The sequence below is a fragment of the Nonomuraea sp. NPDC048916 genome, assembly GCF_040649575.1.
Lineage (GTDB): Bacteria > Actinomycetota > Actinomycetes > Streptosporangiales > Streptosporangiaceae > Nonomuraea.
Genome location: NZ_JBEZFS010000025.1, coordinates 37,818 through 61,736 on the forward strand (window position 1 = coordinate 37,818; position 23,919 = coordinate 61,736).

General features: G+C 70.7%; 20 protein-coding genes. 12 read left to right on the plus strand and 8 right to left on the minus strand.

All coding sequences use genetic code 11. The features are described from left to right. Positions 1-4: 4 nt before the first annotated feature. The gene (locus AB0C16_RS26020; protein ID WP_357686536.1) at positions 5-658 is read right to left on the minus strand and encodes a DUF899 domain-containing protein; all 654 of its coding nucleotides are present in this window, start codon (positions 656-658) and stop codon (positions 5-7) included. Between the two features lie 100 nt (positions 659-758). Between AB0C16_RS26020 and AB0C16_RS26025 the strand changes: the two genes are divergently transcribed. The 3 genes from AB0C16_RS26025 to AB0C16_RS26035 all read left to right on the plus strand — a co-directional run bounded on the left by AB0C16_RS26025 (position 759) and on the right by AB0C16_RS26035 (position 3,668). After that, on the plus strand, positions 759-1,208 hold the full coding sequence (locus tag AB0C16_RS26025) for a helix-turn-helix domain-containing protein (RefSeq protein ID WP_357686537.1): 450 nt from the start codon (positions 759-761) through the stop codon (positions 1,206-1,208). A gap of 184 nt (positions 1,209-1,392) precedes the next feature. Then, positions 1,393-2,760: a hypothetical protein gene (locus tag AB0C16_RS26030; protein WP_357686539.1), complete on the plus strand. Its 1,368-nt coding sequence runs from the start codon at positions 1,393-1,395 to the stop codon at positions 2,758-2,760. Then, the gene (locus AB0C16_RS26035) at positions 2,757-3,668 is read left to right on the plus strand and encodes a hypothetical protein (RefSeq protein WP_357686540.1); all 912 of its coding nucleotides are present in this window, start codon (positions 2,757-2,759) and stop codon (positions 3,666-3,668) included. Before AB0C16_RS26030 ends, AB0C16_RS26035 begins: the two co-directional genes overlap by 4 nt. A gap of 7 nt (positions 3,669-3,675) precedes the next feature. On the opposite strand, the gene AB0C16_RS26040 is transcribed toward AB0C16_RS26035, so the two are convergent. Continuing rightward, positions 3,676-7,158, minus strand: coding sequence for an AAA family ATPase (locus AB0C16_RS26040; protein ID WP_357686541.1), 3,483 nt, complete (start codon positions 7,156-7,158; stop codon positions 3,676-3,678). Between the two features lie 163 nt (positions 7,159-7,321). On the opposite strand from AB0C16_RS26040, the gene AB0C16_RS26045 reads away from it, so the two are divergent. Continuing rightward, the gene (locus AB0C16_RS26045; RefSeq protein WP_357686542.1) at positions 7,322-8,743 is read left to right on the plus strand and encodes a M1 family metallopeptidase; all 1,422 of its coding nucleotides are present in this window, start codon (positions 7,322-7,324) and stop codon (positions 8,741-8,743) included. Positions 8,744-8,847: 104 nt separating this feature from the next. Here AB0C16_RS26045 and AB0C16_RS26050 read toward each other — a convergent pair whose 3' ends face one another. Further along, the gene (locus AB0C16_RS26050; RefSeq protein ID WP_357686543.1) at positions 8,848-9,510 is read right to left on the minus strand and encodes a response regulator transcription factor; all 663 of its coding nucleotides are present in this window, start codon (positions 9,508-9,510) and stop codon (positions 8,848-8,850) included. Then, positions 9,507-10,685 (minus strand): histidine kinase, encoded by a 1,179-nt coding sequence (locus AB0C16_RS26055; protein WP_357686545.1) that lies wholly within the window; start codon positions 10,683-10,685, stop codon positions 9,507-9,509. Before AB0C16_RS26055 ends, AB0C16_RS26050 begins: the two co-directional genes overlap by 4 nt. 176 nt (positions 10,686-10,861) lie before the next feature. Here AB0C16_RS26055 and AB0C16_RS26060 point away from each other — a divergent pair, with 176 nt between their 5' ends. The 3 genes from AB0C16_RS26060 (at position 10,862) to AB0C16_RS26070 (ending at position 13,733) form a co-directional block, all read left to right on the plus strand. Beyond that, positions 10,862-11,227, plus strand: a complete 366-nt coding sequence (locus tag AB0C16_RS26060) for a hypothetical protein (protein ID WP_357686546.1) — start codon at positions 10,862-10,864, stop codon at positions 11,225-11,227. After that, positions 11,224-12,717 (plus strand): multicopper oxidase family protein, encoded by a 1,494-nt coding sequence (locus tag AB0C16_RS26065; RefSeq protein WP_357686547.1) that lies wholly within the window; start codon positions 11,224-11,226, stop codon positions 12,715-12,717. The genes AB0C16_RS26060 and AB0C16_RS26065 overlap by 4 nt, the downstream gene beginning before the upstream one ends. Positions 12,718-13,061: 344 nt before the next feature. Next, complete coding sequence (locus AB0C16_RS26070) at positions 13,062-13,733, plus strand: Crp/Fnr family transcriptional regulator (protein WP_357686549.1); 672 nt, start codon at positions 13,062-13,064, stop codon at positions 13,731-13,733. Here AB0C16_RS26070 and AB0C16_RS26075 read toward each other — a convergent pair. After that, on the minus strand, positions 13,717-17,199 hold the full coding sequence (locus AB0C16_RS26075) for a BTAD domain-containing putative transcriptional regulator (RefSeq protein WP_357686550.1): 3,483 nt from the start codon (positions 17,197-17,199) through the stop codon (positions 13,717-13,719). The genes AB0C16_RS26070 and AB0C16_RS26075 overlap by 17 nt on opposite strands. Positions 17,200-17,377: 178 nt before the next feature. Continuing rightward, the gene (locus tag AB0C16_RS26080; RefSeq protein WP_357686552.1) at positions 17,378-17,812 is read right to left on the minus strand and encodes a hypothetical protein; all 435 of its coding nucleotides are present in this window, start codon (positions 17,810-17,812) and stop codon (positions 17,378-17,380) included. 385 nt (positions 17,813-18,197) lie between these two features. Here AB0C16_RS26080 and purB point away from each other — a divergent pair, with 385 nt between their 5' ends. The 4 genes from purB to AB0C16_RS26100 all read left to right on the plus strand — a co-directional run bounded on the left by purB (position 18,198) and on the right by AB0C16_RS26100 (position 21,709). After that, complete coding sequence (purB, locus tag AB0C16_RS26085; protein WP_357686553.1) at positions 18,198-19,628, plus strand: adenylosuccinate lyase; 1,431 nt, start codon at positions 18,198-18,200, stop codon at positions 19,626-19,628. 324 nt (positions 19,629-19,952) lie between these two features. Further along, positions 19,953-20,144 carry a hypothetical protein gene (locus AB0C16_RS26090; protein WP_357686554.1) on the plus strand — a complete coding sequence of 64 codons (192 nt, stop codon included), beginning with the start codon at positions 19,953-19,955 and terminating at the stop codon, positions 20,142-20,144. Continuing rightward, on the plus strand, positions 20,141-20,524 hold the full coding sequence (locus AB0C16_RS26095) for a GNAT family N-acetyltransferase (RefSeq protein WP_357686556.1): 384 nt from the start codon (positions 20,141-20,143) through the stop codon (positions 20,522-20,524). The genes AB0C16_RS26090 and AB0C16_RS26095 overlap by 4 nt, the downstream gene beginning before the upstream one ends. 135 nt (positions 20,525-20,659) lie before the next feature. Further along, on the plus strand, positions 20,660-21,709 hold the full coding sequence (locus AB0C16_RS26100) for a DUF4037 domain-containing protein (RefSeq protein ID WP_357686558.1): 1,050 nt from the start codon (positions 20,660-20,662) through the stop codon (positions 21,707-21,709). A 132-nt stretch (positions 21,710-21,841) separates the two neighbouring features. Here the strand turns inward: AB0C16_RS26100 and AB0C16_RS26105 are convergent, their stop codons facing one another. Both AB0C16_RS26105 and AB0C16_RS26110 read right to left on the minus strand, forming a co-directional pair. After that, complete coding sequence (locus AB0C16_RS26105; RefSeq protein WP_357686560.1) at positions 21,842-22,639, minus strand: SRPBCC family protein; 798 nt, start codon at positions 22,637-22,639, stop codon at positions 21,842-21,844. Further along, a complete protein-coding gene (locus AB0C16_RS26110; RefSeq protein WP_357686561.1) occupies positions 22,636-22,947 on the minus strand; it encodes a metalloregulator ArsR/SmtB family transcription factor in 312 nt (103 codons plus the stop codon). The genes AB0C16_RS26105 and AB0C16_RS26110 overlap by 4 nt, the downstream gene beginning before the upstream one ends. Positions 22,948-23,051: 104 nt before the next feature. On the opposite strand from AB0C16_RS26110, the gene AB0C16_RS26115 reads away from it, so the two are divergent. Then, complete coding sequence (locus AB0C16_RS26115; RefSeq protein WP_357686563.1) at positions 23,052-23,915, plus strand: alpha/beta fold hydrolase; 864 nt, start codon at positions 23,052-23,054, stop codon at positions 23,913-23,915. The last annotated feature ends 4 nt before the right edge of the window (positions 23,916-23,919 follow it).

The following is a 23,919-nucleotide window of genomic DNA, read 5'->3' on the forward strand; positions in this document are numbered from 1 at the left end:
GTGCTCAGGCTTGGTATTCGTCGTGCAGCCGCCACCAGCTGTACGGCTGGGTCCGCGGCCATCCGTCGGGTGAGTCTTCCCAGGTCTCCTGCCGGCCGTACGGGGTCAGGTCAAGAAAGGTCCAGACGCTGCCGAGCCGTTCGACGCCTCGTCCGGTGGTGAAGTAGGTGCGGTGGACGTCGTCGCCGTCGCGGAGGAAGACGTTCAGCGCGAAGCCCTCGCCGGCTCCCATGTCGAGGTTGAAGTCGCTGCCCAGCGCGGAATACCACGGGATGGTCCACCCCATGCGCCGCCCGAACGGGGTGATCTCGGCGAGCGGTCCGTTGGAGACCAGCGCCAGAGAGACGTCGCGAGCGTGCAGGTGGGCCAGATGGCCGATGTTGTCGGCGAACATCGAGCACCCCGAGCAGAACTCGTGGGCGCCATGCCACATGAAGGAATACGTGATGAGCTGGCGGCGCCCGTCGAAGAGGTCGAGCAGGTTGGCCGACCCGTCCGGGCCGTCGAACCGGTAGTCCTTGCCGATGCGGACCATCGGCATCCGGCGGCGTCGCGCGGCTACGGCGTCCAGCGCGCGGGTGAGTTCCTTTTCCTCGGTGAGCAGCATGTCCCGCGCGGTTTGCCACTCCTGGTCCGAGACGATCCGGGGCCGGTTCATGAGAAGACGCTCCTCCTTGAAGCTTTCTTGAAGAAAGTTACTTCGTCGGACCATACTCCAGTAACTTCCCTAAGGGAAGTCGTTGGGTTAGGCTGGCCCCATGCAGCGAACCCGGTTCGGCGACATGGCCTGCTCCATCGCGCGAACCCTGGACATCGTCGGCGAGCCGTGGTCGCCGCTGATCCTGCGCGACGTCTATGTCGGCATCACTCGCTTCGACGAGCTCCAGCGCGATCTCGGCATCTCCAGCAAGGTGCTGAGTGAGCGACTGAAGGGGCTGGTCGACAACGGCGTGCTGGAACGCCGGGCATACTCACAGCGGCCGCCGCGTCACGAATACACGCTCACCGACAAGGGGCGGGAGCTGTGCGACCTGCTGCTGGTCATGGTGCGCTGGGGCGACCGGTGGACGGCCGGCGAGTCGGGTCCCCCCGTGCTCTATCGGCACCACGACTGCGGCCAGATCAGCCATGTGGAACTGCACTGCTCGGTGTGCGACCGGCTGATGCGCGCCACGGACGTCGACGTGCTGCCCGGCCCCGGAGCCTGACCGGCTTGCCCGGCTCGTCTGGCTTGTCTGGCTGAAAGGGCAGCACGGCAACGGACGCCCGGCCGGCGGCGAAAACCGTGCGAGGAGCCCAAGGCGAACGTCCAGAAAGCGCGCTTTTCGCGGGGAAATATTGGCGGCGCACCGGCAGGACTGGTGAGATGAGAAATCTGGAGAGAGGAGTGGAGTGAGCGAGGCTGGCACGCGGCTGCGAGGCACGCTCAGCTCGGCCGTGGGGACTCTTCGGGGTCCGCGGCATCTCAACGTCGTCGAACTGGGGGTCGCCGGGGTCACCACGTTCGACGTGCACCGGGACGACTCCGGCACACCGTGCGCGGCCACGGGGCTGATGCTGCCGTGGCGTGAGTTAGGAACCCCACCGGAACGCCGGCGGATCGTCCAGGCCGCCGGCGGGGTCTCCGACGAAGCGGTGATCATCGTGTGCTCCGCGCCGGGCGAGGAACTGCCGGATCTGGCGGCGGCCTGGCTGGCCGAGATCCGGCCTGGTTCGGTGTTGGCGCGCATCCCCGGCCTGCCTGTCGCGGCACTGCTGCGCGAGGTCCTGGCGGACGAGCCTCTCCAGCAGCCGTACGGACTGCTCGGCCTCACTCGGGATCCGCTGGGCGGTGAGCCGCGGCCCGCTGCCGTGACCGTCTTCCCGGCGGGCGCCGCCCGTGGCGCGACGACCGAGGTGGTCGTCCAGACGAGCGGGCAGGTGGTGTTCGCCGTTCTCTCCATGACCGAAGGGCAGCCACGTCCGCTCACCATCCGGGTCGCGGACCTGCCGCCGGGGCGGCACGAGGTCCGGCTGGTGCTCGGCGGCCCCGGCAGCGTGGAGTTCGTCTCCTCCGGCCCGTTCGTCCAGGATGATCAAGGCTGGGCCGACCTGGTCGTGAAAGCCTGGCCCCTGATCGGTACGCACGGCGGCCGGGTTCATCTCATCGTGGGGCTGGAGACGTGCGGGCATCGGGAGCTCGTGGCCCGCCGCATCGACCTGGTGCGCCGGGTCGTCAGTGAAGTCATGGCCGGAACCACGGAATGCCTGGTCTCCCTGGTTCCGTATGCGGCGCATTCCTACAACTGGCAGGTTCCGGAGACGGCCGTGCGGCCACGATGCTGGCTGGCTTCGCCGGAGCGGGCCCTGACCGCACTGGAACGGCTGGAGGCCGAACCCGTGCGTCCCGACGGCTACCGTGACGCGGCCCAGTTGGAGGACATGCTGGCCGAGGTGGTCACCCGGCTGGGCGAGGGCAGCCCCGGCCGCACCGTCCTGCTGACCACGGGCGATCGCCCGCCACACCCCCCGGGCCGCCACGAGAGACTGCTGGCCTGCCCCAACCGCTATGACTGGGCCCGCCAGATAGCCTGGCTCGAACGCGCCGGAGTGGTCTTCGGCGCGATCACCGGAAGGAACGACCCGATCTGGAGCGTGCTCGGAGCGTCCTCACGGGCACGGACGGACGACGGGAATGTCACCCGGCTCTGCGCCGACCTGGGCCTCGCCACATCCGGCCTCGACCGGATCCCGTTTCCGCTCATCGAGGTGGCCCCATGACGAAACGCAAGATCACGATCTGGGGCGCGCCCGGCAGTGGCAAGACCACCTTCCTGGCAGCCCTGTACATCGCGGTGACCAGGAGCAAGCTGGGCTGGTCCGTCGTGCCGAAGGACGACGCGGCCATCGAGCGGTTCTCGACGATGACCGCCCAGTTGGTGGAGGGGCGTGAGTTTCCCGAGGTGACGTCCCACCTGGCCGAACTGGACTGCCGGTTGGTCGGGCCGCCGCGGACACAACGCAGGCCATGGTTCCGCCGTGCCCCCGTCGCCGAATCGACCAACGTGGATCTGAGCCTCGTCGACATGCCTGGCGCGTTCTTCGGAACCCGGTTGTCCAGCGAACCGGTCGACCTTCTCACGGGCAGCGACGGGCTCCTGTTTCTCTTCGATCCGATCCGCGAGTTCCAATCCGGCGACAGCTTCGACTACTTTCACCGGGTGCTCTACTCGTTGGCGTATCGAACCATGGCGTCGGATGCCTCCACCAGACTGCTGCCCCATCGACTCGCGGTCTGTGTCACCAAATTCGACGATGTCCGCGTCCTGGCCACCGCCGAGCGCCTTGGCCTGGTCACTACGGATCCGGACGATCCCTACCACCTGCCGAGGGTAGATCCCCAGGACACCGAGGAGCTTTTCACGGCCTTGTGTGAGAGGTCCGCGAGCGGTAACGGCGACATGCTGCTGAGCATGATCCGGCAGTTCTTCCGCCCGGAGCGCGTCCGCTTCTTCGCCACCTCGGCCATCGGCTTCCACGTCGATCCGGCTCGGAGGGTCTTCGACCCGGACGATGTCCAGAACGTCGTCCCCTCGGAGGAGGGCCACCGCATTCGCGGCGCGATTCAACCCATCAACGTGCTGGAGCCCATTCTCTGGCTGGCCGATCAACTCTCCCTCGACGGCTGATCGGCTATCAGCGGATGACCACCGGATTCTCTTGCCGCCAGAGGGTGGCGAGTTCGCTGATGCCCGTCAGGTAGCCGGGTGCCACCTCGTCGAGACGCTCGGCCTGCTCCCGGCTCAAGTTGATCGAAGGGGGCCCGTACGCCACGAGGTCGCGCTCCGCCATCGCCGCCCACAGCGCGACCTGAACCAGCTCCTGGTGGCCGGGCGGCTCCCAGTGCGGGACGGCTTGGCACAGGGCCTCAACCTGATCGAGAGTGCCCAGGCCCATAAGGTCCCGGAGTACGAGCAGGCATGCCAGATCCCGCACGTCGAAGTGGTGGGGCACCTCGCGGAATCCCAAGAGCGCGCAGTAGTTGTGCACATCGATCGGGTCGGTGAAACGAGGATGGAAAGACCAGGGGGGCGGCGCCTCGAACTGGCTCACCAGGCAGTCCCTGAGCGCGTCGAGGAAAGCCGTGATATGCGCCCAGGCGAGCCTTTCGAACTCCTGCCAGGCCCGTGTGACCACCAAGGCCTGAACCCGGGCCGGTTCGTTCCGCAGGGCTCCGAGGAACAACCGCGCAAAGCCGATATTCGGCTCAGGCTCCCTGTCTAGTAACTCGATGTAGCAGTCCGATCGACTGACGGCGTCGAACGGCCGCCGATGAACGAGGAGCTCCATGGCCAGCGCGCCGGACGAGCCGATGGGAAACTCCGTTCCGCGGAAGAGACCGGCCGCCTCGAGAAACGGGAGCAGCGTCGTCAGCATGCGGTGCTGGGTCTCGGAGTCGAGCAGCGCGGTCTCCCTGAAGACCTGCCCCACCCAGGTTCCCGGCAGAACAGGGGGATTCGTCCGCACCGTGAGACCCGCGAGCAGGTCGGATGCGCTGTTCGGCCCCTCGCCGGGAATCTCCGCGACATTCCATGAGGAGAGATGGAAGTCTCGACTCCCCGAGCTGTCCGTCACCCGGATGACGTCGAGCATGGCGTGCCAGCTCTTCCGGTTGAGATGGGCGTGCCAGGAACGGGTGATGGCGAAGAAACTCCGGGACGCCTCGTCCAGATCTTCGTGAAAGCCCAGCTCGGCCAGGGAGATCCGGGTCAGGCTCGGATCGCGGGCCGCCAGGGCTCCGGCCGCGTGAACGAGCAGGGTGCAGAGATTCGCGCTGTACACCGCGAACCTGGCGGGAACGCCGAGCCTGACCGGTTCGTAGGCCGGCGACAACAGCTCGGGGGCCCGGCTGTCCATGCACTCGCGGAAGAGCCGGATGAGCAGGGCCCGGAGCTCCACGAGTTCCTCTGAAGACCGCGCACGGAAGCGATCCGCGATGACCTCCACGACACGGGCCCGGCCGGCCAGGACGGCGAAACTCACGAGCGTGCGCAGCCTGGTGTCGTCAGGCGCCACGGGGATCGGGTCATCGGCGTTCTTCAGCAGCTGCCCGGCCACGCGGACCAACTCGTCGGCGATCCACCGCCCCACCAGGAACTCGCCGAACGAGGAATGCAGGAACTCATACCGGCGGTGCAGGGTGTGGCCTTCCACGGCCTGGTTACGGTGCACGAACAGTTTGAAGAAAAAACGCCCGGCCACCTCCTGGGCGGTGTCGAGAGCGGTGTCACGACGGCGGGGGTCGCCTCCGAACGGCAGCGCCGCCAGGTCACGGGCAAGGCCCTCGTCAGTGACGCTCTGCGAGCTCCGGTTGAACATCGAGAAGGCCACCATGGACATCAGATAGAGCTCGCGGGCGATGAGCATGCGCCGGTCCCGCTCGCCCAGATGCCGGCCCCGTTTGTCGACCTCACGCTCGGCGAACCTGCTGAAAAGGCTCTCGTAGAGCTCGGTCTGGCCGATCTTCCCCTGGAGCTCCCCGCCGTCGGCGTGAAACAACGCCAGCATGAACAGCAGCAGGGGCTGGCGGGCGATTTCGCCGTGCACCAGCGCCTCCTCCGTGTTCAGCGCGCGCTGCGGGTTGGCCGCGCGCCAGCGCTCGATCCACCGGCGCACCTGCGCGTCGGTGAACTCCTCCAACTGGACGACGACCGACTCCCGCGGGTAGCGGACCTGGTCGGCGACCGCCGTCCGGCTGGTGACGATCACCGCGGCGGGATGGCCGTGCCGGGCCCCCCGGTCCTGGAAGTCCTTGACCTTCTCCAGGTAGTCGTAGTGGACGGTGTTGCTGGCCTGGAGCAGTTCGTCGAAGCCGTCGAGGAGCACGACCGGCAGCGCGGGCGCGCACGAGGCGGACACCGTCTGCCACTCGTGCTCCACCCTGGTGATCTTCTGGAGCGCCTCCTCGATCTGGTGCTGGATGTCGGCGTCCGCCGAGACGTCGCGCAGTTCCACCCGGACGACGAGATAGTCGTCCGGCGGGAGTTGCGCGGCGAGCATCTGGGTGAGCAACGACTTCCCGGCGCCCGGCTGACCGAGCACGACCAGCGGCGCCTTGGTGGCGGCCGGACTGATGAGATGCTGGACCAGAAAGGTCTCCAGATCATCTCCGAGCTCGGCGTTCCGCCAGCCGGCCTCGCTGACCTGCTCGGGCTGCTCCGCCGCCCTGCCGAGGCCGGTCAGGCGGCGGTAGGACGGATTGACGTAGACCTCACGGAGCTTCGGCAGCCGCACACCGTCCGGAACGGCGTCCGGGTCGGTCAGCGGGCGGTCGACCTGCGCCCGATACTCGGTGCTGAGCGCCGAACGCAACGCGTCAGGAGCGCGGCCCTGGGCCATCCAGCGCACCATCCGGGCCAGCCCCGCCAGCTTCGTCCCCGTCTCGGTGACGTCCTGGCGGGCCGCCTTGAGCTCGTCCAGAAGCACGCGAACGCCCGCCTGATGGGCCCAGAACGCCACCTCCGGATAGTCGCTCGCCAACTGCCTCAGCATCCGCTCGTACCTCGTGGTCGCGAGCCTGGGCAGATCCGTTTCGAGCCCGGCCGCCCAGCGCAGCCGGGTGGTCTCGTCCGCGCCGTCCCACGCCGCCGTGCCGGGGCCGAACTCGAGCAACCGCCTCGCCAGCGTCTGGTAGTAGGCGAGGAGCGGGGTCTGCCTCCAGTGGGCGCCCATATCGGGCAGGTTGCCCGGGGTGTTGAGCACCTCGACCAGCTCGGCGATCCGTCCGCCCTGTACGGGTCGTCCCGTCGCCAGCGCGGCCTGCTCGGCGCGGACGAGTTCGAGCGTCGTGGTGTTCAGCGTGGTACGAAGCTCTCCGTCGAGATCGTCCAGCGCCGTGAAGAACGCGGCAATGACGATCACGACATGGGCCGCCTCCAGCAACTCGCTGCGCTCGAACCTGGTCAGACCGCCGACCCGCCGGCGAACGGTGGAGACCGCGTCCTGGGAGAGGCGTTCGACCTCGCCTTTGAGGTCGAACAGGCTCAGCGCCAGCTCGCTGCCGCCGGCGGAGGCGACCGTCAGCCCCGCGCCGGAGAGCCAGCCGAACGCCCGGAGGACGGCGCTCTCCCCACCCAGGATCCGTACCGCGTCCTCGTAGCCGAGCGTTCTGCGCCGCATGCGAGCAACCTATGCAAAGCGCCTGAGCTCAGAAAGGCGGTTTCCGGATTCTCCGGGCTGTCAGTTGTGAACCGCCCGGCGCCGAGGCCGCCCCGCACGCCGCTGGTCTACCGTTATCCGCCTTTTCCGCCCGAGCTCGACGAAGATCCCTATGATGTCGCGGATGCGGAGGTTCTCATTACTTGTCCTGGTCGCGGCGCTCGCCGCCACCGGCAGCGGCGTCGCTTCGGCGGCCACCACCCCCCTCACGTCCGACCCGCCCGTGAATCTGGCCCCCTATGCGAAGGGCCGCTCGCAACCGGTCCGGGATCCGGTCTTCCCCGCATACGGCAACCCGTCGATCGACGTGCTCCACTACGGCTTGACGCTGGCCTGGCGGCCGGCCAGGCGGAGCCTGACCGGGACCGCCACGCTCACGCTCCGGGCCATGGAACCGATCAGCGAGATCAGGCTTGACTTCGGCCGCGCCCTGAAGATCGACGAGGTGACCGTCGGCGGCAGGCCCGTCAAGCCCAAGCACAGGCTCGACGACCTGACGATCCCGCTGCCCGCCCCGCTCTCCGCCGATCAGGGCGCCCGGGTCGTGGTCCGCTACCACGGTGTGCCGAAACCGCACAGGTCCGGGCAACGGCGCTCCGACCTCGCGCTGCTCGGCCTGCGCTCGGCCGCCGACGGGTCGGCGTGGGCGTTGCAGGAGCCCTTCGGCGCGTTCACCTGGTTTCCGGTGAACGACCACCCGTCGGACGAGGCACTCTACGACGTCGCCATCACCGTGCCCAAGGGCTGGGCGGGCGTCGCGCACGGCACGTACCGGGGCAGGAGCGAGAAGGGGCGCACGGTCACCTACCGCTGGGAGTCGGCCGACCCGGTCGCCAGCTACCTGACACTGTTCACCGCCGACAGATACCGGATGCACCGGGCGAAGGGCCCGCGCGGCATCCCGATCACCTATTGGGTACGCCGGGAGGACGGCTGGGCCCTGCCCGTGGTGCGCCGGATGCCGGAGATGCTGCGCTGGATGGAGAAGAAGGCCGGGCCCTACCCGTTCCCCAGTGCCGGGCTGGTGGCCACCAGCGGGTCCGGCATGGAGACCCAGCAGATGATCACTCTCGGGGGCCGGTACCTGCGCGCCGAAGTGGTGCTGCACGAACTCGCGCACCACTGGTTCGGCAACAGCGTCGGCCCCCGGACCTGGCAAGACGTGTGGCTGAACGAGGGCTTCGCCATGTACTTCCAGATCCAGTGGACCGCCGACCACAACCCCGGCTCGATGAACGACCACATGGCCGACCTGCGCGAGCGCGAGAAGGAGGTGCGCGAGCAGATGGGCCCGCCGGGCGACTACCGACGGGACTGGTTCGCGGGCAGCAACGTCTACTACGGCCCCGCCCTGATGCTGCACGAAATCAGGAAGCGCATCGGCGACAAGAGGTTCTTCGCCATGACCCGCGCCTGGGTTCAGGAGCACCGCAACACCGGCCAGGACCGGGCGTCCTTCACCACCTGGGTCAACCAGCACACGGGTGAGGACTTCACGGAGCTGATCGACGCCTGGCTCGACTCCAGGACCAGTCCCCGGAGTTAGCCGTCGGTGATGGTGCCGGCGATCAGGCGGGAGCGCCGGGCGCGTACGGAGGCGTCGATCACTTGCTGGGCGGTCGCGTCGGCGGGTCCGTTGACACGGACGCCCTAACGGCTTCCGGGTGTGACCAGTCCGGATTCGTAGGCATGGACCACCAGCTGAGCACGGTCGCGGGCCCCGAGCTTGGCCATGATCCGGCTGACATGAGTCTTGGCGGTGGCATGGCTGATGGTCAGGTGGACGGCGATCTCATCGTTGGACATGCCGGTCGCGACCAGGGAGAGCACCTCGCGCTCGCGGTCGGTGAGCCGCTCCAGCCCGGGGCCGGGCACCGGCCTGGGCGGGGTGGAGACGTACTCCTCGATCAACCGCCGGGTGACCGACGGGGACAGCAGCGCCTCGCCACGGGCGGCGACGCGCACCGACTCGAGCAGGTGCGCCGGCTCGATGTCCTTGACCAGGAAGCCGCTCGCCCCGGCCCGCAGCGCGGCGAAGACGTACTCGTCGAGGGCGTAGTTGGTGAGGATCACCACGCGCACCGTGTCGAGCTCGGCGTCGGCCCCGATCCTCCTGGTGGCCTGGATTCCGTCGAGCAGCGGCATCCTGACGTCGAGCAACGCCACGTCCGGCCGCAGCAGCCGGCAAAGCTCGACGGCCTCGCCGCCGTTGCCCGCTTCGCCGACGACGGTGATGTCCTCGGCCAGCTCCAGCAGAGCCTTGAAGCCGGCGCGGATCAGGGGCTGGTCGTCGGCCAGCAGCACGCGGATCACGTGAGCGTCCCCACCGGCAGCTCGGTCTGTACGGCGAAGCCGCCCTCCGGCCGCGGCCCGGTGACGAGGGAACCGCCCACGGCCACGGCCCGTTCGCGCATCCCGATCAGCCCCATGCCGTGCTCCGCCGTGCCCGCGTCGTTGTTCCCGTCGTCCTCGACCCGCAACGTGATCATCTCAGGAGCGTATGCGATGGTCAGTGTGATGGAAGCCGGCCCGGCGTGCCGCAACACGTTGGTGAACGCCTCCTGCGCGATGCGGTAGGCGGCCCGGTCGACCTCCGGCGGCAGCTCGCGACGATCACCGATCACGACCATCTTCACCGGCAGCCCCGCCGCCTCCGCCCGCTCCACCAACCGGGGCAGCCGGGCCAGTCCGGCCTCCTGCCCGTCGAGCTCGGCCTGGCGCAGCACACCGAGCGTGGCGCGCAGCTCGTGCATCGCCTCGTGGCCCGACTCCTTGACGGCCCGCAGCGCCGTGCGGGCCAGCCCGGGGTCGCGTTCCAGCAACTGCAAGGCGACCGAAGTCTGCACGTTGATGACCGAGATGGCGTGGGTGAGCGTGTCGTGGAGCTCCTGGGCGATCCACAGCCGTTCCTCGCCGGCCCGGCGCAGGGCCGCCTCCTCCCTGGTCCGCTCGGCCTCGATCGCCCGCTGCTCGACCTCGTTCAGGTAGGCGCGGCGGTTCCTGGTCACCTCGCCGAACACCACCGCCGCCACCAGCCAGCCGCTGAGGAGACTGAGGCCGCCGGGCTCCGGATCGGTGTCGGACAGCGCGACGAGGACGCCGACGCCCACGGCCAGCGTCACCGCCAGAGCGACCGCCAGGTTCCGCCTGCCCAGGGTCGCCGCGGTGTAGGTCGCGATCAGCGCGGGCGCGGCCGCGAAGATCCCCGGATACAGCGCGCCGTAGTAAGCGATGCCGCAACCCACCGCGATCATCCCGACAGGTATGGGAGCGATCCGTCGCCAGGCGAGCGCCAGCGACGCCACCGTGATCAGCGTGAGGCCGAAGGCGTCCAGCGGCCGCTCCGTGAGACCGGAGTCGGACAACCGGCCATAGGTGCCGACGACGCCGAGCGTCAGCACTGCCACCGCGATCAACGTGTCGGTCTTCCGGAGCCTCACTCTGGCCTTCACTCTGGCCTTCACTCTGTCCTTCACCCTGTCCTGCACCCTGTCACGGTAGGACACCGGGCAGGGCCGGGCCGACCCGCGCGGGGAGGGTTAAGCGACTACGTCCCCGGTCGTAGACGCGCTCGATCGGGTCGCGCCGTACATCCCGGGATGTACGGCGATGCGCCGCCTCCAGCGTGACGATTTTCCGGCTCGGGTTCATCAGCATGGCGTCCATGAGGACTTGGATTGTCTGGGCGTTGCGGTCGAGCGCCGTGCTGCACCTGCTCGGGGTGCTCGCGCAGGCGCTGCTGGCCGGGTTGTTCGTCACCGGCGACGTGGACCTGCTCACCTGGCATCGCAACAACGGCGGATTCACCCACAGCATGCTCTACCTCCAGTTGCTGTCCTCGATCCTGCTGTGGCGCCCGGCTCGGGGACCGATCTGGCCCGTCTGGGCCGCCGCCGCGCTCGTGGCCGCCGAGACGCTCCAGATCATGGTCGGGCAGGATCGGGTCCTGGCGGTGCACTTCCCGCTCGGCATGGCGATCTTCGGCGCCACGGCCGTGCTGACGGTCCTGATCTGGCGGGTGACGCGATGATCTCCCGTCGCGGCTTCCTCGGCCTGCTGGGCGGAGCCGGGCTCGCGATCGCCGGATGCGGCACCGAGGTTTCCGGCGAGGCTCTGACGAGTGCGCTGCCGTTGCCCCCGAAGTTCACCGTGCCGCTGCCGATCCCCAAGACCGCGGTCCCGGTACGGCCCGGCCACTACGAGGTGGTCCAGCGCGCCTCCAAGATGGAGATCATCCCCGGCACGACGACCGAGGTCTGGGGATACGACGGCATGTTCCCGGGCCCGACCTTCGACCTGCGGCGCGGCAGCCGCACCATCCTCCGGGTCCGCAACGAGCTGCCCGTGCCCACCTCGACTCACCTGCACGGCGGCGTCACACCGCCGGACTCCGACGGCTACCCCACAGACCTGGTCGTCGCACCGGGCCAGGGCTTCCGGCCGCCGCACGGCGACCACTCCCACCACATGTCGTGGACCGTCCACCAAGGGGCCAAGGACTACGTCTACCCGCTGGAGCAGCGGGCGGCCACGCTCTGGTACCACGATCACCGCATGGACTTCACCGGACCGCAGGTCTGGCGTGGCCTGGCCGGCTTCCTGATCGTCCGCGACGACGAGGACGACGCGCTGCCGCTGCCCAAGGGCGAGCGGGACATCCCCCTGATGATCTGCGACCGGGCCTTCGAGGAGGACGGCTCCTTCCGCTTCCCGTCGCTGGACCCCAGCCTGCTCATCCGCCCAGGCGTGCAGGACGCCTACATGGAGGGCGTCGAGGGCGACGTCATCCTGGTCAACGGCGCCCCTTGGCCCATTCTCGAGGTCGACGCGGTCCGCTACCGGCTGCGGCTGCTCAACGCCTCCAACGCCCGCCGCTACCGGCTGGCGCTGACGCCGGGCGGGCATTTCATCCAGGTCGGCAGCGACCAGGGGCTGCTCACCGCCCCCGTGGCCCACGACGCGATCACCATCGCGCCGGGCGAACGCTTCGACGTGATCGTGGACTTCTCCGCCTACCCCGTCGGCACCGACGTGACCATGACCGACAGGCTGGGCGGTGAGGTGATGCGGTTCCGCGTCACCCGGAAGGCCAAGGACGACTCCGCGACCCCGAAGCGGCTGTCCGCGGTCGAACCCGTAGCGCCCGCCGTCGCCACCCGTACTTTCGATTTCCGCCGCACCGGCCAGGGCGGTGGTGCTTCCTGGACGATCAACGGGCAGCGCTACCGCCCCGGCCGGGCCCTGGCCACTCCTCACCTGGGCAGCACCGAGATCTGGCGATTCACCAGCGACTTCCACCATCCGGTGCACGTGCACCTGGCCCGTTTCCACGTGCTCTCCCGTAACGGCAGGCCGCCCGCCCTCACCGACGCCGGCTGGAAGGACACCGTGGACGTGCGACCGTACGAGGTCGTCGACGTCCTGGCCCGGTTCGACGGTTACCGGGGACGCTACATGATCCACTGCCACAACCTCGAACACGAGGACATGGCGATGATGGCGGACTTCGACGTGATCTGAATGACCGATGCCCGGGGCTTCGCGCCTGCGGTGCTGGGGCGCGACTGACCAGTCATGTTGGCACATGGGCAGATACGACCATGACAAGCCGGTTCGCTTGACGGCGATGAGCTGTGACCGTAAGCGGAAGGCGCGCCATCTCTGGGCCTTCGCCCTCATTGCAGACTTCTCCGCTGCGCGCCGTGCCAGATCCCGCGACGTTGGAATGTGTGGCGGGCTACGAACAGCTGTCGGCTTGAGAGCCAACGCCCCAGGGCGCGCCGGTCGGCGTGCTCCGCTAACGCCGGGCAAACGGCGCGCTGACGGCACGGCCGCCATACTCGGCCCACGCGATGGAGGTGACCGTGGAACGGTGGGAAGAAGGGCTGGCGGACCTGCGGGGACGGGTGCGTCGCTGGCCGGCGGGGGCGGTTCTGTTCCGGGAGGGGGACCGTTCGGACTGGATGCTGCTGATACGGGCGGGCCGGGTGAAAGTCACCTGTTCGACCGCGGTGGGCAACGAGACGGTGCTGTGGATGCTCGGTCCGGGGGAGGTGCTCGGCGGGCTGTCGGTGCTGGGCGAGCGGGAGCGCGCCATGTCGGCGACCGCGCTCGAGCCGGTGGCGGGGCTGTCCCTGCCGTCCTCCGCGTTCGCCGGGCTCCTGCGCGACAGTCCCGCCGTGGTGGTGGCGCTGCTGCGGCTGCTCGGCAGGCAGGTACGGGAGGCCGAGGACAAGCTGGCCGAGTTCGGCTCCCTCGACACGCTCGGCCGGGTGACCAAACGGCTGGTCGAGCTCGCGGACCGGTTCGGTGACGACTGCCCGGCGGGCCTGCGGATCAGCCTTCCGCTGTCCCAGCAGGAGCTGGCCGGTTGGACCGGTTCGTCCAGGATCGCCACCGCCCGGGCGCTGCGTACCCTGCGCGACCGGGGCTGGATAGAGACCGGCCGCCGGGAGATCGTCGTCCGCGATCTGGCCGCCCTGCGGCGACGCGCCGGACGGGCCTCCTTCCCGCCGGAGTTCAGCGCCGCCGGGTGAGGGGCACGGGAGGGGACGCGTTCAGGGGCGCGGTGAGTGGCGCGGTGAGTGGCGCGGCAAGGGGGGCGGTGCCCAGCGCGGCGTGCAGCCGCCGGGCGTGCTCGGCCTCACCCAGCGCTTCGTACGATCGGGCCTCGTCGAAGGCGATCCCGAGCCGGCGGGCGGCGGCGAGGGCCCGGGTGGCGGCGCGCCGGGCCGCCGGCGCCCGGCCGGTGAGGTCGAGCAGGAGTGCCGCCGCCCAGCCCATCCGGGGGGCGGCCGACGGGGTCCGCCTGGCCAGCTCGCCCATGTGGCGCAGCAGCCGGGGGATGGCCGGGTCGGTCATCCGCAGCGCCCGCAGCACCTCCGCCAGCCCCGCCCACGCCTCCAGGGTTCCCCGCAGCGGCATGTCCGGCCGGTCCGCGACGCGCAGCGCGTCGATCACGACCCGCCGCGCGGTGGTCACGTCACCGTCCAGCAGGCAGAGCTGGGCCTGGAGCGTGCCAAGGCGCAGCCGCTGGATCGTCTGGATCTTCCCGCCGGCGCGGGCGAAGTGGTTCTCGTCGAGCCGGGGGAGGGCCGACGTCGCCACGCGGGCGGCCTTCAGCGCCTGAGCGGCCTCGGCGGGCTCGACGTCGGCCAGCCGCAGCATCGCCTCCGCCTGGCCGGTCAGGCACCAGTAACCGGACAGCTCGTCGCCCATCCGCGCCACGGAGATCCCGGCCACCGCCGCCAGCAGCGGGGCGGCGGCCGCGTAGCGACCGCGCTGGACCTCCAGTTCGGCGAGCAGTCCCTGGCAGTGCTCGGCGAGGCGCCGATCGGCCGGATGGCGGCGAGCCGACGTCAGGGTCTCCCGAGCCGCGCCGAACCGGCCCTCCGCGGCGAGAAGCAGCCCCCGGGCCAGGCGGGCACGTGAGACCGTGACCGGGTCGGGCACCGCGGCGACGGCCTCGTCGGCCTGGCGGCCATAGTGGCGTGACACCGTCCCGAACCCGGCGAGAGCGGCCACGACCGCGACGTTCGCGTACGCCTCCGCGCGTTCGGCGACCCCGCCCGACCGCTCCGCCGCGTCCAGGTGACGCAGGACGGCGAGCAGCAGGCCGGTCTGGTCCTGCCGGTGGTAGCCGAGTTCGCCGAGCATCGACAGCGTGCGCGCGGCTTCGGCGGCCAGCGCGCGTTCGGGCGCGCTCCTGGCCGCTCCGGTCAGCGGCGTCAGGCGGCGGGCCGACTGGCGGAGCACCGTCCCGGCCAGGGTCCCGAGCATGCCGAGCCGGGTCGCGGGCAGCGGCCGGTCGGCCACGGCCAGCGCGTCGGTCAGGGCCGCCAGGCTCTCGCCGCCCCGCTCGAACTGGAAGTGCGCGATCCCCGCCAGGCGGTGCCACCGCGCCAGCTCCGCCCGCCCTTCGTCCGTATCCGCGGCCCGCCTGCTCGCGATCATGTCGGCGGCGATCGACAGCGCTTCGGCGTAGTAGTGCCTGCGCAGGCAGAGCGTCCAGTGGTTCTCCGCGAACGCCGCCCGGCCGGGGCCGATGTGACGCCAGGCGAGCCGGATGTTGTCCATGTCCGGGTCGACCTCGTCGAGCACGGCCTCGTCGGCGTGGTCGCGCAGCCGAGCCGCCCGCTCGCCGAGGAACCGCGCGTACCAGGCGGCGTGCCGGGCTCGCGGGGTGTCGTCGGAGAGCCGGGCGACCGCGCACTGCCGGACGAGTTCGTGCACGCGGTAGCGCCCGTCGCGGTCGCGGCGTACGAGGGAGTGGTCGGCGAGCCTGGCGATGACCACGGCGCCGGTGGCGGCGACCTCCAGCGCGGCCGCGAGCGTGAACCCGCCGGCGAAGACCGACACGCAGGTCAGGGCCCGCTGCTCCGGCACGGTGAGAAGCCGCCAGGAGGCGTCGAAGACCTGCCGCATGCTCGCGTGCCTGTTCGTCGCGGGGGCCGGATGCTCGAGCAGGACCACGGGCGAAGACCGCCCGCCCGGATCGCCGGTGGCCGCCAGCCGGTCGGCGATCTCATCGCACGTCAACGCGCGCGTCAGGGACGCGGCCAGCTCGACCGCCAGGGGGAGCCCGCCGACGGCCGAGCAGATCCGGGCCAGCGCGCGCGGGTCGGCGTCGAAGTGCGGATCGAGCCTGCGGGCCAGTTCCACGAACAGAGCCCGCGCGGAGACGTCCGGCAGGACCGGCACCTCGTGCACGTGTTCCGCGCAGCTGCCCAGCCTGCGCCGCGAGGTGGCCAGGATCCGCACGCCGGGCGCCGCCGACAGGATCGCCTCGGCGAGGCCGGCCATGGCGGGCAGATGCTCGAGGTTGTCCAGGATGAGCAGCGTGCGCCGGTCGCGTACGGCGGCGAGCAGCAGGTCGCGCGCGGGCCTCGGGGGAGTCAGGTCGACGCCGATCGCCTGGGCCAGCGTCAGCACCACGGCGTCCGCCTCGGTCACGAGTTCCCCCGTCGCGGTGGCCTGGCCGTGGCCGTTGGGCGGGCAGACCCCGGCGAACGAGACGAACAGTACGTCGCCGTCGAAGCGCTCGCCGGTGGCGATGGCCAGCCTGGTCTTGCCGACGCCTCCGGGACCGGTCAGCGTCAGCAGGCGGACGTGATGATCACGCAGCCGCGCCGCCACCTGCTCGACCTCGCTGTCTCTGCCGACCAGTCCGGTCAGCGGGCAGGGGAGCCGCCGCGCCACGCCCGTGTCCGTGACGCCCCCTGCCGCCACCGCCCCTTCCGGCGCGGCGGCACCGACCAGGGCCGCTCCCGCCACGCCTCCTGCCGCCACCTCTCCTGTCGCCACGCTCCCCGGCGCGGCCACGATCCGACGGCGCAGCGCCTCGGTGCTCGCGTCCGGTGGGATGCCGAGCTCCTGGTCCAGCACGCGGCGGCACGTCTCGTAGTGGGTGAGCGCGCCCGCACGGTCTCCCGCCGCCGCCAGGGCCTCGATGACCATCCGGTGGGCGCCCTCGTCGAGCGGGTCGATCTCGAGCAGGCGCCGTGCCACCCGTGCCGCGCCCTCATGGTCACGCTGCCGGCGCGCCGCGCATGCCCGCTCGCGCAGCGCCAGCGCCGCCGCCTGGCCGGCCTGCCGGCGACGCTCGGCCACCCAGTCGTCGAACCGCGGGGCGTCGGGAATCGCCAGGTCGTCGAGGAGGCCGCCCCGGTAGTCCTCCGGCACCGAGCCGTCCGCGACCAGGTCCTCCCAGTCGAGGGAGTACGGACGGCCGCGATCGAAGGCGACCTGGGACGGGGCGATGGTCAGGTGGTCTCCCACGGTCCGGCGCAGCTCCATCAGGGCGAGCCGCAGGCTCCCGCGCGCGTTCGTCTCCGCCCGCTCACCCCACAGCAGACCGGCCAGGGCCGACCTGGTGTACGGCCTGCCCTCGATCATCAGGTAGCACAGCAGCGCCCGCGCCTTGGCCGACCTGATGGGGACGGCATGGCCGTCTCCCTTGGTGATCGAGCACATCCCCAGCACCCGTACGCGCAACTCGTTCATCCGGCGTCCCCCGTCGGCACGATCTCGTGCGGCGGCCCCGATGATAATTATCCGCCCGAGTTACGAGAAGGCAATTGTCCTCATAAGTCGCCAGAAATCGGGTGGGGAATGCCGAAGACGCTCCGACTCGCGGGGGAGTCGGAGCGTCCTCGAACCCTGATGACCGATGCCGGGACCGTCAGGCCGGGTTGACCTCGTACACGATGGTGTACTTGGCGCCGTTCAGGTGGTCGAACTCGTCGATCTGGACACCCGCGCCGGACTCGGTGTCGTTGACGATGACGCTGCCGAGGAAGTCGTCCACGCCGCTGTCTTCCTCGAACAGCTCCATGACGGCGCTGGTGCCGCTGAACTGGTGCGTCCTCCCCACCAGAGACTCCGTGTCGCCCTTGCCCATCTCGACCGGGCCGAACTCGCGCGTCCCGTCGATGTTCAGGTAGGGCCTGTCCTTGCCGACGGTGGTCTGCTTCTTGTTGCACGTCAGCGAGATCAGCTCGATCTCGTACGTGGTCGTCGTGGTCGCCGTCGTGGTCGCCGCCGCCGCAGGCAGCGCCGCGCTCGCGAGCGCGGCCATGGCGAGCGGCAGCACCGCCCATCGAAGAACCTTTCGCATGGCCTTTTCTCCTCTTCGGATGCTCGCCCGAGGACATTTCCGGGCTGTCACCATTGCAGCCGGAGGCGCCCGCGGGGTCTGTCTCGTCCGATACGCAGGCACGGTGTCCTTCGACATCCGGGGCCTCGGGCGGCAGCGGGGCCGGCCAGGTCCATGTCGTACCCCGTGCCGCGGACGTTGTCGTTATAAATCTACATTGTAAAGGCGCTGGCGCCGTGTCACCGCCCAGAGATCCAACCCAACACCACCGCCTCGACGCGAAAGGGTTGCGCGGTCGGTGGAGCCGGGGGGAAGGCGCCGGCCTCTACGTCCTGAGTGGGGGCTGGTTCCGCCCCGCATGGCCTGGTGCTGTGCGGCCGGAGCTGTGTGAATAGACTTGTCCGACGTGACTTCCAAGCCGCGTATCCCTGATGTCCTGGCCGCCCGTTATGCCTCGCCGGAGCTGACCCGGTTGTGGTCGCCCGAGTACAAGGTGGTGGCCGAGCGCCGGTTGTGGCTGGCGGTGTTGCGGGCGCAGGCGCAGCTGGGCGTGGCGGTGCCCGAGGGAGCGGTGGCCGACTACGAGAAGGTGGTCGAGCGGGTGGATCTGGCGTCGATCGCGGCGCGGGAGCGGGTGACCCGGCATGACGTGAAGGCGCGGATCGAGGAGTTCAACGCGCTGGCGGGGCATGAGCAGGTGCACAAGGGGATGACCTCGCGTGACCTGACGGAGAACGTCGAGCAGTTGCAGGTGCGTGACAGCCTGCTGCTGGTGCGTGATCGGGTGGTGGCGTTGCTGGCGCGGCTGGCGACGCTGGCGGAGGAGCACGAGGCGACGGTGGTGGCGGGCCGTTCGCACAATGTGGCGGCGCAGGCGACGACGCTGGGCAAGCGGTTCGCGTCGGCCGCCGATGAGCTGCTGGTGGGGTTCCGGCGGCTGGAGGAGCTGCTCGGTCGTTATCCGTTGCGGGGCGTCAAGGGGCCGGTGGGGACGGCGCAGGACATGCTCGACCTGCTGGGGGGCGATCGGGCGAAGCTGGCCGAGCTGGAGGGGCGGGTGGCGGCGCATCTGGGGTTCGAGCGGCGGTTGACGAGTGTGGGGCAGGTCTATCCGCGGTCGCTGGACTTCGAGGTGGTGTCGGCGCTGGTGCAGCTGGCGGCGGCGCCGTCGTCGCTGGCCAAGACGATCCGGTTGATGGCGGGGCATGAGCTGGTGACGGAGGGGTTCAAGGAGGGGCAGGTCGGTTCGTCGGCGATGCCGCACAAGATGAACACGCGCTCGTGTGAGCGGGTCAACGGGCTGGCGGTGGTGTTGCGGGGTTACGCCTCGATGGTGGGGGAGCTGGCGGGCGACCAGTGGAACGAGGGGGATGTGTCGTGTTCGGTGGTGCGCCGGGTGGCGTTGCCGGATGCGTTCTTCGCCTTCGATGGGCTGGTGGAGACGATGCTGACGGTGCTGGACGAGTTCGGGGCGTTCCCGGCGGTGATCGAGGCGGAGCTTGACCGTTATCTGCCGTTCCTGGCGACGACGAAGATGTTGATGGCGGCGGTTCGGGCGGGTGTGGGCCGGGAGCAGGCGCATGAGCTGATCAAGGAGCACGCGGTGGCGGCGGCGCTGGCGATGCGGTCGCGTGGTGCGGCGAACGAGTTGCTGGATCGGCTGGCGGGTGATGAGCGGTTCCCGTTGGATCGGGCGGCGCTGGAGGGGTTGCTGGCGGACCGGGTGTCGTTCACGGGGGCGGCGGCCGATCAGGTGGAGGCGGTGTCGCAGCGGGTGGGTGAGGTCGTGGCGGCGTATCCGGAGGCCGCGGCCTACCGTCCGGGAGCGATTTTGTGATTCGTGAGCTGGCCTCGGCGGATCGGGTGCGGGCGGCGTGTGGTGATGACGATCTGCTGATGTGGGTGGCGCGGGGTCTGACGGGTGGGGCTCGGGCGTGGGCGCTGGGTGGGGCGGTGGTGGCCGCGGGGCCCGGGTTGGCGCGGCGTGATCGGCTGGCGGTGTGGGGTGAGGGGTCGAGTGCGGCCGCGTTGGTGCGGCATGCGCTGGCGGAGGTGGGGCCGTCGTTCCGGCCGTTGGGTGAGGCGGATCTGGTGGCCGGGGTGACGGCCAAGGTCGATGGGTTGGAGGTGGCGGGGGCCTTCTCGTGGATGGGCCTGTCCGGTGGGCCGTCTGGTGGGCCGTCTGGTGGGCCGTCCGTGCGGGCCGGTGTGGCTGGATCCGGGGGTGGTTTCGGTGGTGCCGGCCGTGGAGGTGAGCAGGGCCGCGTTGCTGGTGCTGGTGCTGGTGCCGATGCTGGGGGTGCCGGGGGTGCGGGTGCCGAGAGTGCGGACGCCGGGGGTGCTGGGCGTGTGAGTGAGGTCGGGTGGCTGGTGCCGGAGGACGACGCGGAGGTGGCCGCGTTGCTGGCGGAGGCCGCGCCGGGGTCGTACGCGGTGCCGGGCGGGGCCGGGGTGCGGCGGTGGGCCGGGCTGCGGGTGGAAGGGCGGTTGGCGGCGGTGGCGGCTGACGCGTGGAGTGCGCCTTCGGTGGGGTTGCTGGCGGGGGTGGCGACGGCGGCGCCGTTCCGGGGGCGGGGGCTGGCGGAGCGGGTGTGCCGGTGGGTGTCGGGTGAGCTGGTGGCGGCGCATGGGCGGGTGGCGTTGATGGTGGACGACGACAATCCGGCGGCGATCGGGGTGTATGAGCGGATCGGGTATCGGCGGGTCCGGGTGCTGGCCGCGCGGGTGCGCTGAGGCCGGTATCCCGGTCTTGCGGGGGTGGGTGTGAGGTCGCGGGTTTCGCCGGGGGTGTCGTGGTTTCCGGCTCGGGGTTCTCGCGAACCGTTCGTGGGATTAATTCGGGTGAGGTTGCGGAAGGCGTCAGGCACAGTGGGCGGTGTGATGTCCGATTTTGTGCCTGGTATTGAGTTGTCCCGAGCCTTCTATGCCGAGGTGGTGGCGCCGCTGGTGGGGGGTGTGCCGCACAGTGCCGCGTTGATCGGGCCGGGGTCGGAGGTGCTGGCGTTCGACACCGGGCGTTCGGCGGACCATGACTGGGGGCCGCGGGTGCTGGTGTTCGCGGAGCCGGACGCGGTGGAGGCCGTGGAGGCGAAGGTGGTGGCCGGGTTGCCGGGGCGGTTTCGTGGTTTCGCGACGGTGTTCGACTATCACGGTGTGGTGCGGCCGGGTGTCGAGGTGGCCGATCTGGGGGTGTGGCTGGAGGGGCGGCTCGGGTTCGATCCGGGTGGTGGGGGGATCTCGCTGCTCGACTGGTTGTCGGTGCCGTGGCAGTGTCTGGCGGAGGTGACGGGGGGAGAGGTCTTTCACGATGGGTTGGGGCGGTTGGAGGCGGTTCGGGCGGCGTTGCGCTGGTATCCGGATGATGTGTGGCGGTATGTGCTGGCGTGTCAGTGGCGGCGTATCGCGCAGGAGGAGTCGTTTCCGGGGCGGTGCGGGGAGGTGGGTGACGAGCCGGGGTCGGCGGTGGTGGGGGCGCGGCTGGTGCGTGAGGTGATGCGGCTGGCGTTGTTGCTGCGGCGCCGGTATCCGCCGTATGCGAAGTGGCTGGGCAGTGCGCTGGCCCGGTTGCCGGGGTCGGCGGAGCTGGGGGAGTCGCTGGGGATGGCGCTGGCCGCCCGGTCGTGGCGGGATCGTGAGAGGGGGCTGGCGGCGGCGTACGGGCGGGTGGCGGCGATGCAGAACCGGATGGCGCTGGCCGAGCGGCTGGATGAGCGGGTGCGTGGGTTCCACGATCGGCCGTTCCAGGTGATCGGGGGTGACCGGTTCGTCAGGGCGCTGCTGGAGTCGGTGTCGGATCCGCGGGTCAGGGGGTTGCCGTTGGTGGGCAGTGTGGATCAGTTGTCGGATTCGGCGGATCTGCTGCTGGCGCCGTCACGGGCTCGTGCGGTCACGGCGGCCGCCCTCGGTCTGGGTGCGTGAGTGTCGCGCTGAGGCCGGCGTGCGTGTGTCCGGCAGTGGTGAGGCCGGCGTGCGTGTGTCCGGTGGTGGTGAGGTTGCCGGGCCGGGTCTCCGGATGGGTCCGGCCCGGCGGGGAGGCGCGGGGAGTGGTCGCTAGGCGGGTGGCGTGTCGGAGTGGGCGAGGGTGGTGGCCAGGTTCTCGATGTGGGCGCGCCAGGCGGGCAGGGCGGCGGTCTCGCCGGTGTGGGTGAGGATGAGGCGGGCGCCGTGGCCGGTGCCTTCGGCGAGTTCCCATCGCACCATGCCGTCCGCTGTGGCGTACTCGAGGAGTTTGCCGGGTTCTGCCCGGTGGACGGGGCCCGGGGGGACGGTGGGGATGGTGAACGGGGCGGGGGGTGGGGTGCCGGGGGTGGCGTGGTCGCCGTCGAGGGCCTGCCATACCTGGTCGGCGGGGCGGGTGAGCTGGCGTTCGACGCGTGTGGTGTCGCCTTGGGTGGTGCCGGAGGTCAGGCCGAGGATGGCGATGTAGTGCTCGTGCAGGAGGCCCATGTCGGCGGGGGCGGTGGCGGGCAGGCCGTCGAGCAGTCTGGCGAGGGCCTGGACGCAGGTGTGCCAGCCGGCGGCGAAGCTGGCTCCGCCGAAGCGGTCGCCGAAGGTGTGGGCCAGGGTGAGGACGCTGCCGTCGCCGTCGGGCCGCACCTCCCAGCGCAGTTCGTCTTCGCCCCAGGTGTGGGCGAGGAGCCGTGGCGGGTCCAGTTCGGTCACCTTTCCGTCGGGGCCGAATCCGTAGCTGATCTGGTCGCCGTCGATCCGCATCTCGGCGGGGAACCATTGGGCCAGGTGCGCGGGTTCGGTGAGGGCTCGCCAGACCTTTGCCGGGGGGTGGGGCAGGCGGCGTTCCATGTGCAGGGTGGTGCGGCCGTCGGGGGCCGTGGTGAGCTGCTCGTTCATGTGGGTTCGTCCTCCATGGTGTCGAGGTGTCGCTCCAGGCGGTCGAAGCTGCCGGCCCACAGCCGGCGGTAGGGCGCGAGCCAGGCGTCGATCTCGGCGAGTGGTTGCGGGCGTAGTTCGTACCAGCGGCGCTGGGCGTCCTTGCGGACGGTGACGAGTCCGGCCTCGCGTAGCACGCGCAGGTGTTTGGAGGTGCCGGGCTGGGTCAGGCCGAGTTGCTCGGTGAGCTCGCCGACGAGGCGTGGGCGTTCGAGCAGCAGGTCGAGGATCCGCCGCCGCGCGGGTTCTGCGAGCACGTCGAAGCGCATACCCTCAACATACCGAACGGGTTATATGACTGCAACGGCATTAACGGGTGTGCTCGTGGCGAACGGGCCGCGCCCCGATGATCACGCGGCGGTACGGTGCGCGCATGGCGATGATCGACGATCTGCGGATCGCGTACGACCAGGCGGGCCCTGACGACGACGTGGCGGTGGTGTTCTCGCACGCCGGGGTGGCCGATCGGCGCATGTGGGAGCACCAGTTCCAGGCGCTGTCGCGGCGGCATCGGGTGATCCGCTACGACTGGCGCGGCCACGGCGAGTCCGGCGACCCCGGGGAGCGGGTGTGCCATCACGAGGATCTGCTGGCGGTGCTCGACGCGCTCGGCGTGCGGCGGGCCGCTCTGGTGGGCTGTTCGATGGGCGGCGCCTACGCCGTGGAGGCCGCGCTGGCCGCGCCGGACCGGGTGGCCGCGCTCGTGCTGATCTGCTCCGGCCTGTCCGGGCATGCGTGGCCGCCGGAGATGCTGGCCCAGGCCCGCGAGCGCGTCCACGGCGCGGTGCCCGCCGACCGGCTGGCCCGCTACCGCGGCGGCGCCGCCGGGCAGGTCGACCCCGCCGACACGCTGGCCATGGCCCGGGCCCACACCCTGTGGCAGGTGGCCGGTCCCGGCCGGGGGCGTGCCGACCTGTCCGACGAGGTGTGGGAGGCCGCCGTGGAGATGTGCCGGGAGGTGTTCCGGCGCGAGTGGAGCGGCCCGCCCGCCGCCGAACGGCAGCTCGACCCGCCGGCGGCCGGACGGCTGCACGAGGTCACCGCGCCCACCCTGGTGATCAACGGCCTGTCGGACGTGCCCGGCATCCAGGAGGTGTCCGGGCTGCTGTCCGCCGGCATCGCGGGGGCCCGCCGCCTCGACCTGCCGCGGACCGGTCACCTGCCGCCGCTGGAACGCCCCGCCGAGGTGACCGCGGCTCTGGAGGGGTTCCTGGCCACCACGCTGCCACCGCGCTGACGCC

Excerpts from the sequence above, each read along its gene's own strand:
- AB0C16_RS26040 (WP_357686541.1), bottom strand. The coding sequence starts at position 7,158 with ATGCGGCGCAGAACGCTCGGCTACGAGGACGCGGTACGGATCCTGGGT.
- AB0C16_RS26110 (WP_357686561.1), bottom strand. The coding sequence starts at position 22,947 with ATGCGCTTCGACGTGCTCGCAGAACCCGCGCGGCGGCGGATCCTCGAC.
- AB0C16_RS26115 (WP_357686563.1), top strand. The coding sequence starts at position 23,052 with ATGGCGATGATCGACGATCTGCGGATCGCGTACGACCAGGCGGGCCCT.
- AB0C16_RS26045 (WP_357686542.1), top strand. The coding sequence starts at position 7,322 with ATGCGGAGGTTCTCATTACTTGTCCTGGTCGCGGCGCTCGCCGCCACC.
- AB0C16_RS26065 (WP_357686547.1), top strand. The coding sequence starts at position 11,224 with ATGATCTCCCGTCGCGGCTTCCTCGGCCTGCTGGGCGGAGCCGGGCTC.
- AB0C16_RS26025 (WP_357686537.1), top strand. The coding sequence starts at position 759 with ATGCAGCGAACCCGGTTCGGCGACATGGCCTGCTCCATCGCGCGAACC.
- AB0C16_RS26075 (WP_357686550.1), bottom strand. The coding sequence starts at position 17,199 with ATGAACGAGTTGCGCGTACGGGTGCTGGGGATGTGCTCGATCACCAAG.
- AB0C16_RS26080 (WP_357686552.1), bottom strand. The coding sequence starts at position 17,812 with ATGCGAAAGGTTCTTCGATGGGCGGTGCTGCCGCTCGCCATGGCCGCG.
- AB0C16_RS26105 (WP_357686560.1), bottom strand. The coding sequence starts at position 22,639 with ATGAACGAGCAGCTCACCACGGCCCCCGACGGCCGCACCACCCTGCAC.
- AB0C16_RS26060 (WP_357686546.1), top strand. The coding sequence starts at position 10,862 with ATGAGGACTTGGATTGTCTGGGCGTTGCGGTCGAGCGCCGTGCTGCAC.
- AB0C16_RS26020 (WP_357686536.1), bottom strand. The coding sequence starts at position 658 with ATGAACCGGCCCCGGATCGTCTCGGACCAGGAGTGGCAAACCGCGCGG.
- AB0C16_RS26035 (WP_357686540.1), top strand. The coding sequence starts at position 2,757 with ATGACGAAACGCAAGATCACGATCTGGGGCGCGCCCGGCAGTGGCAAG.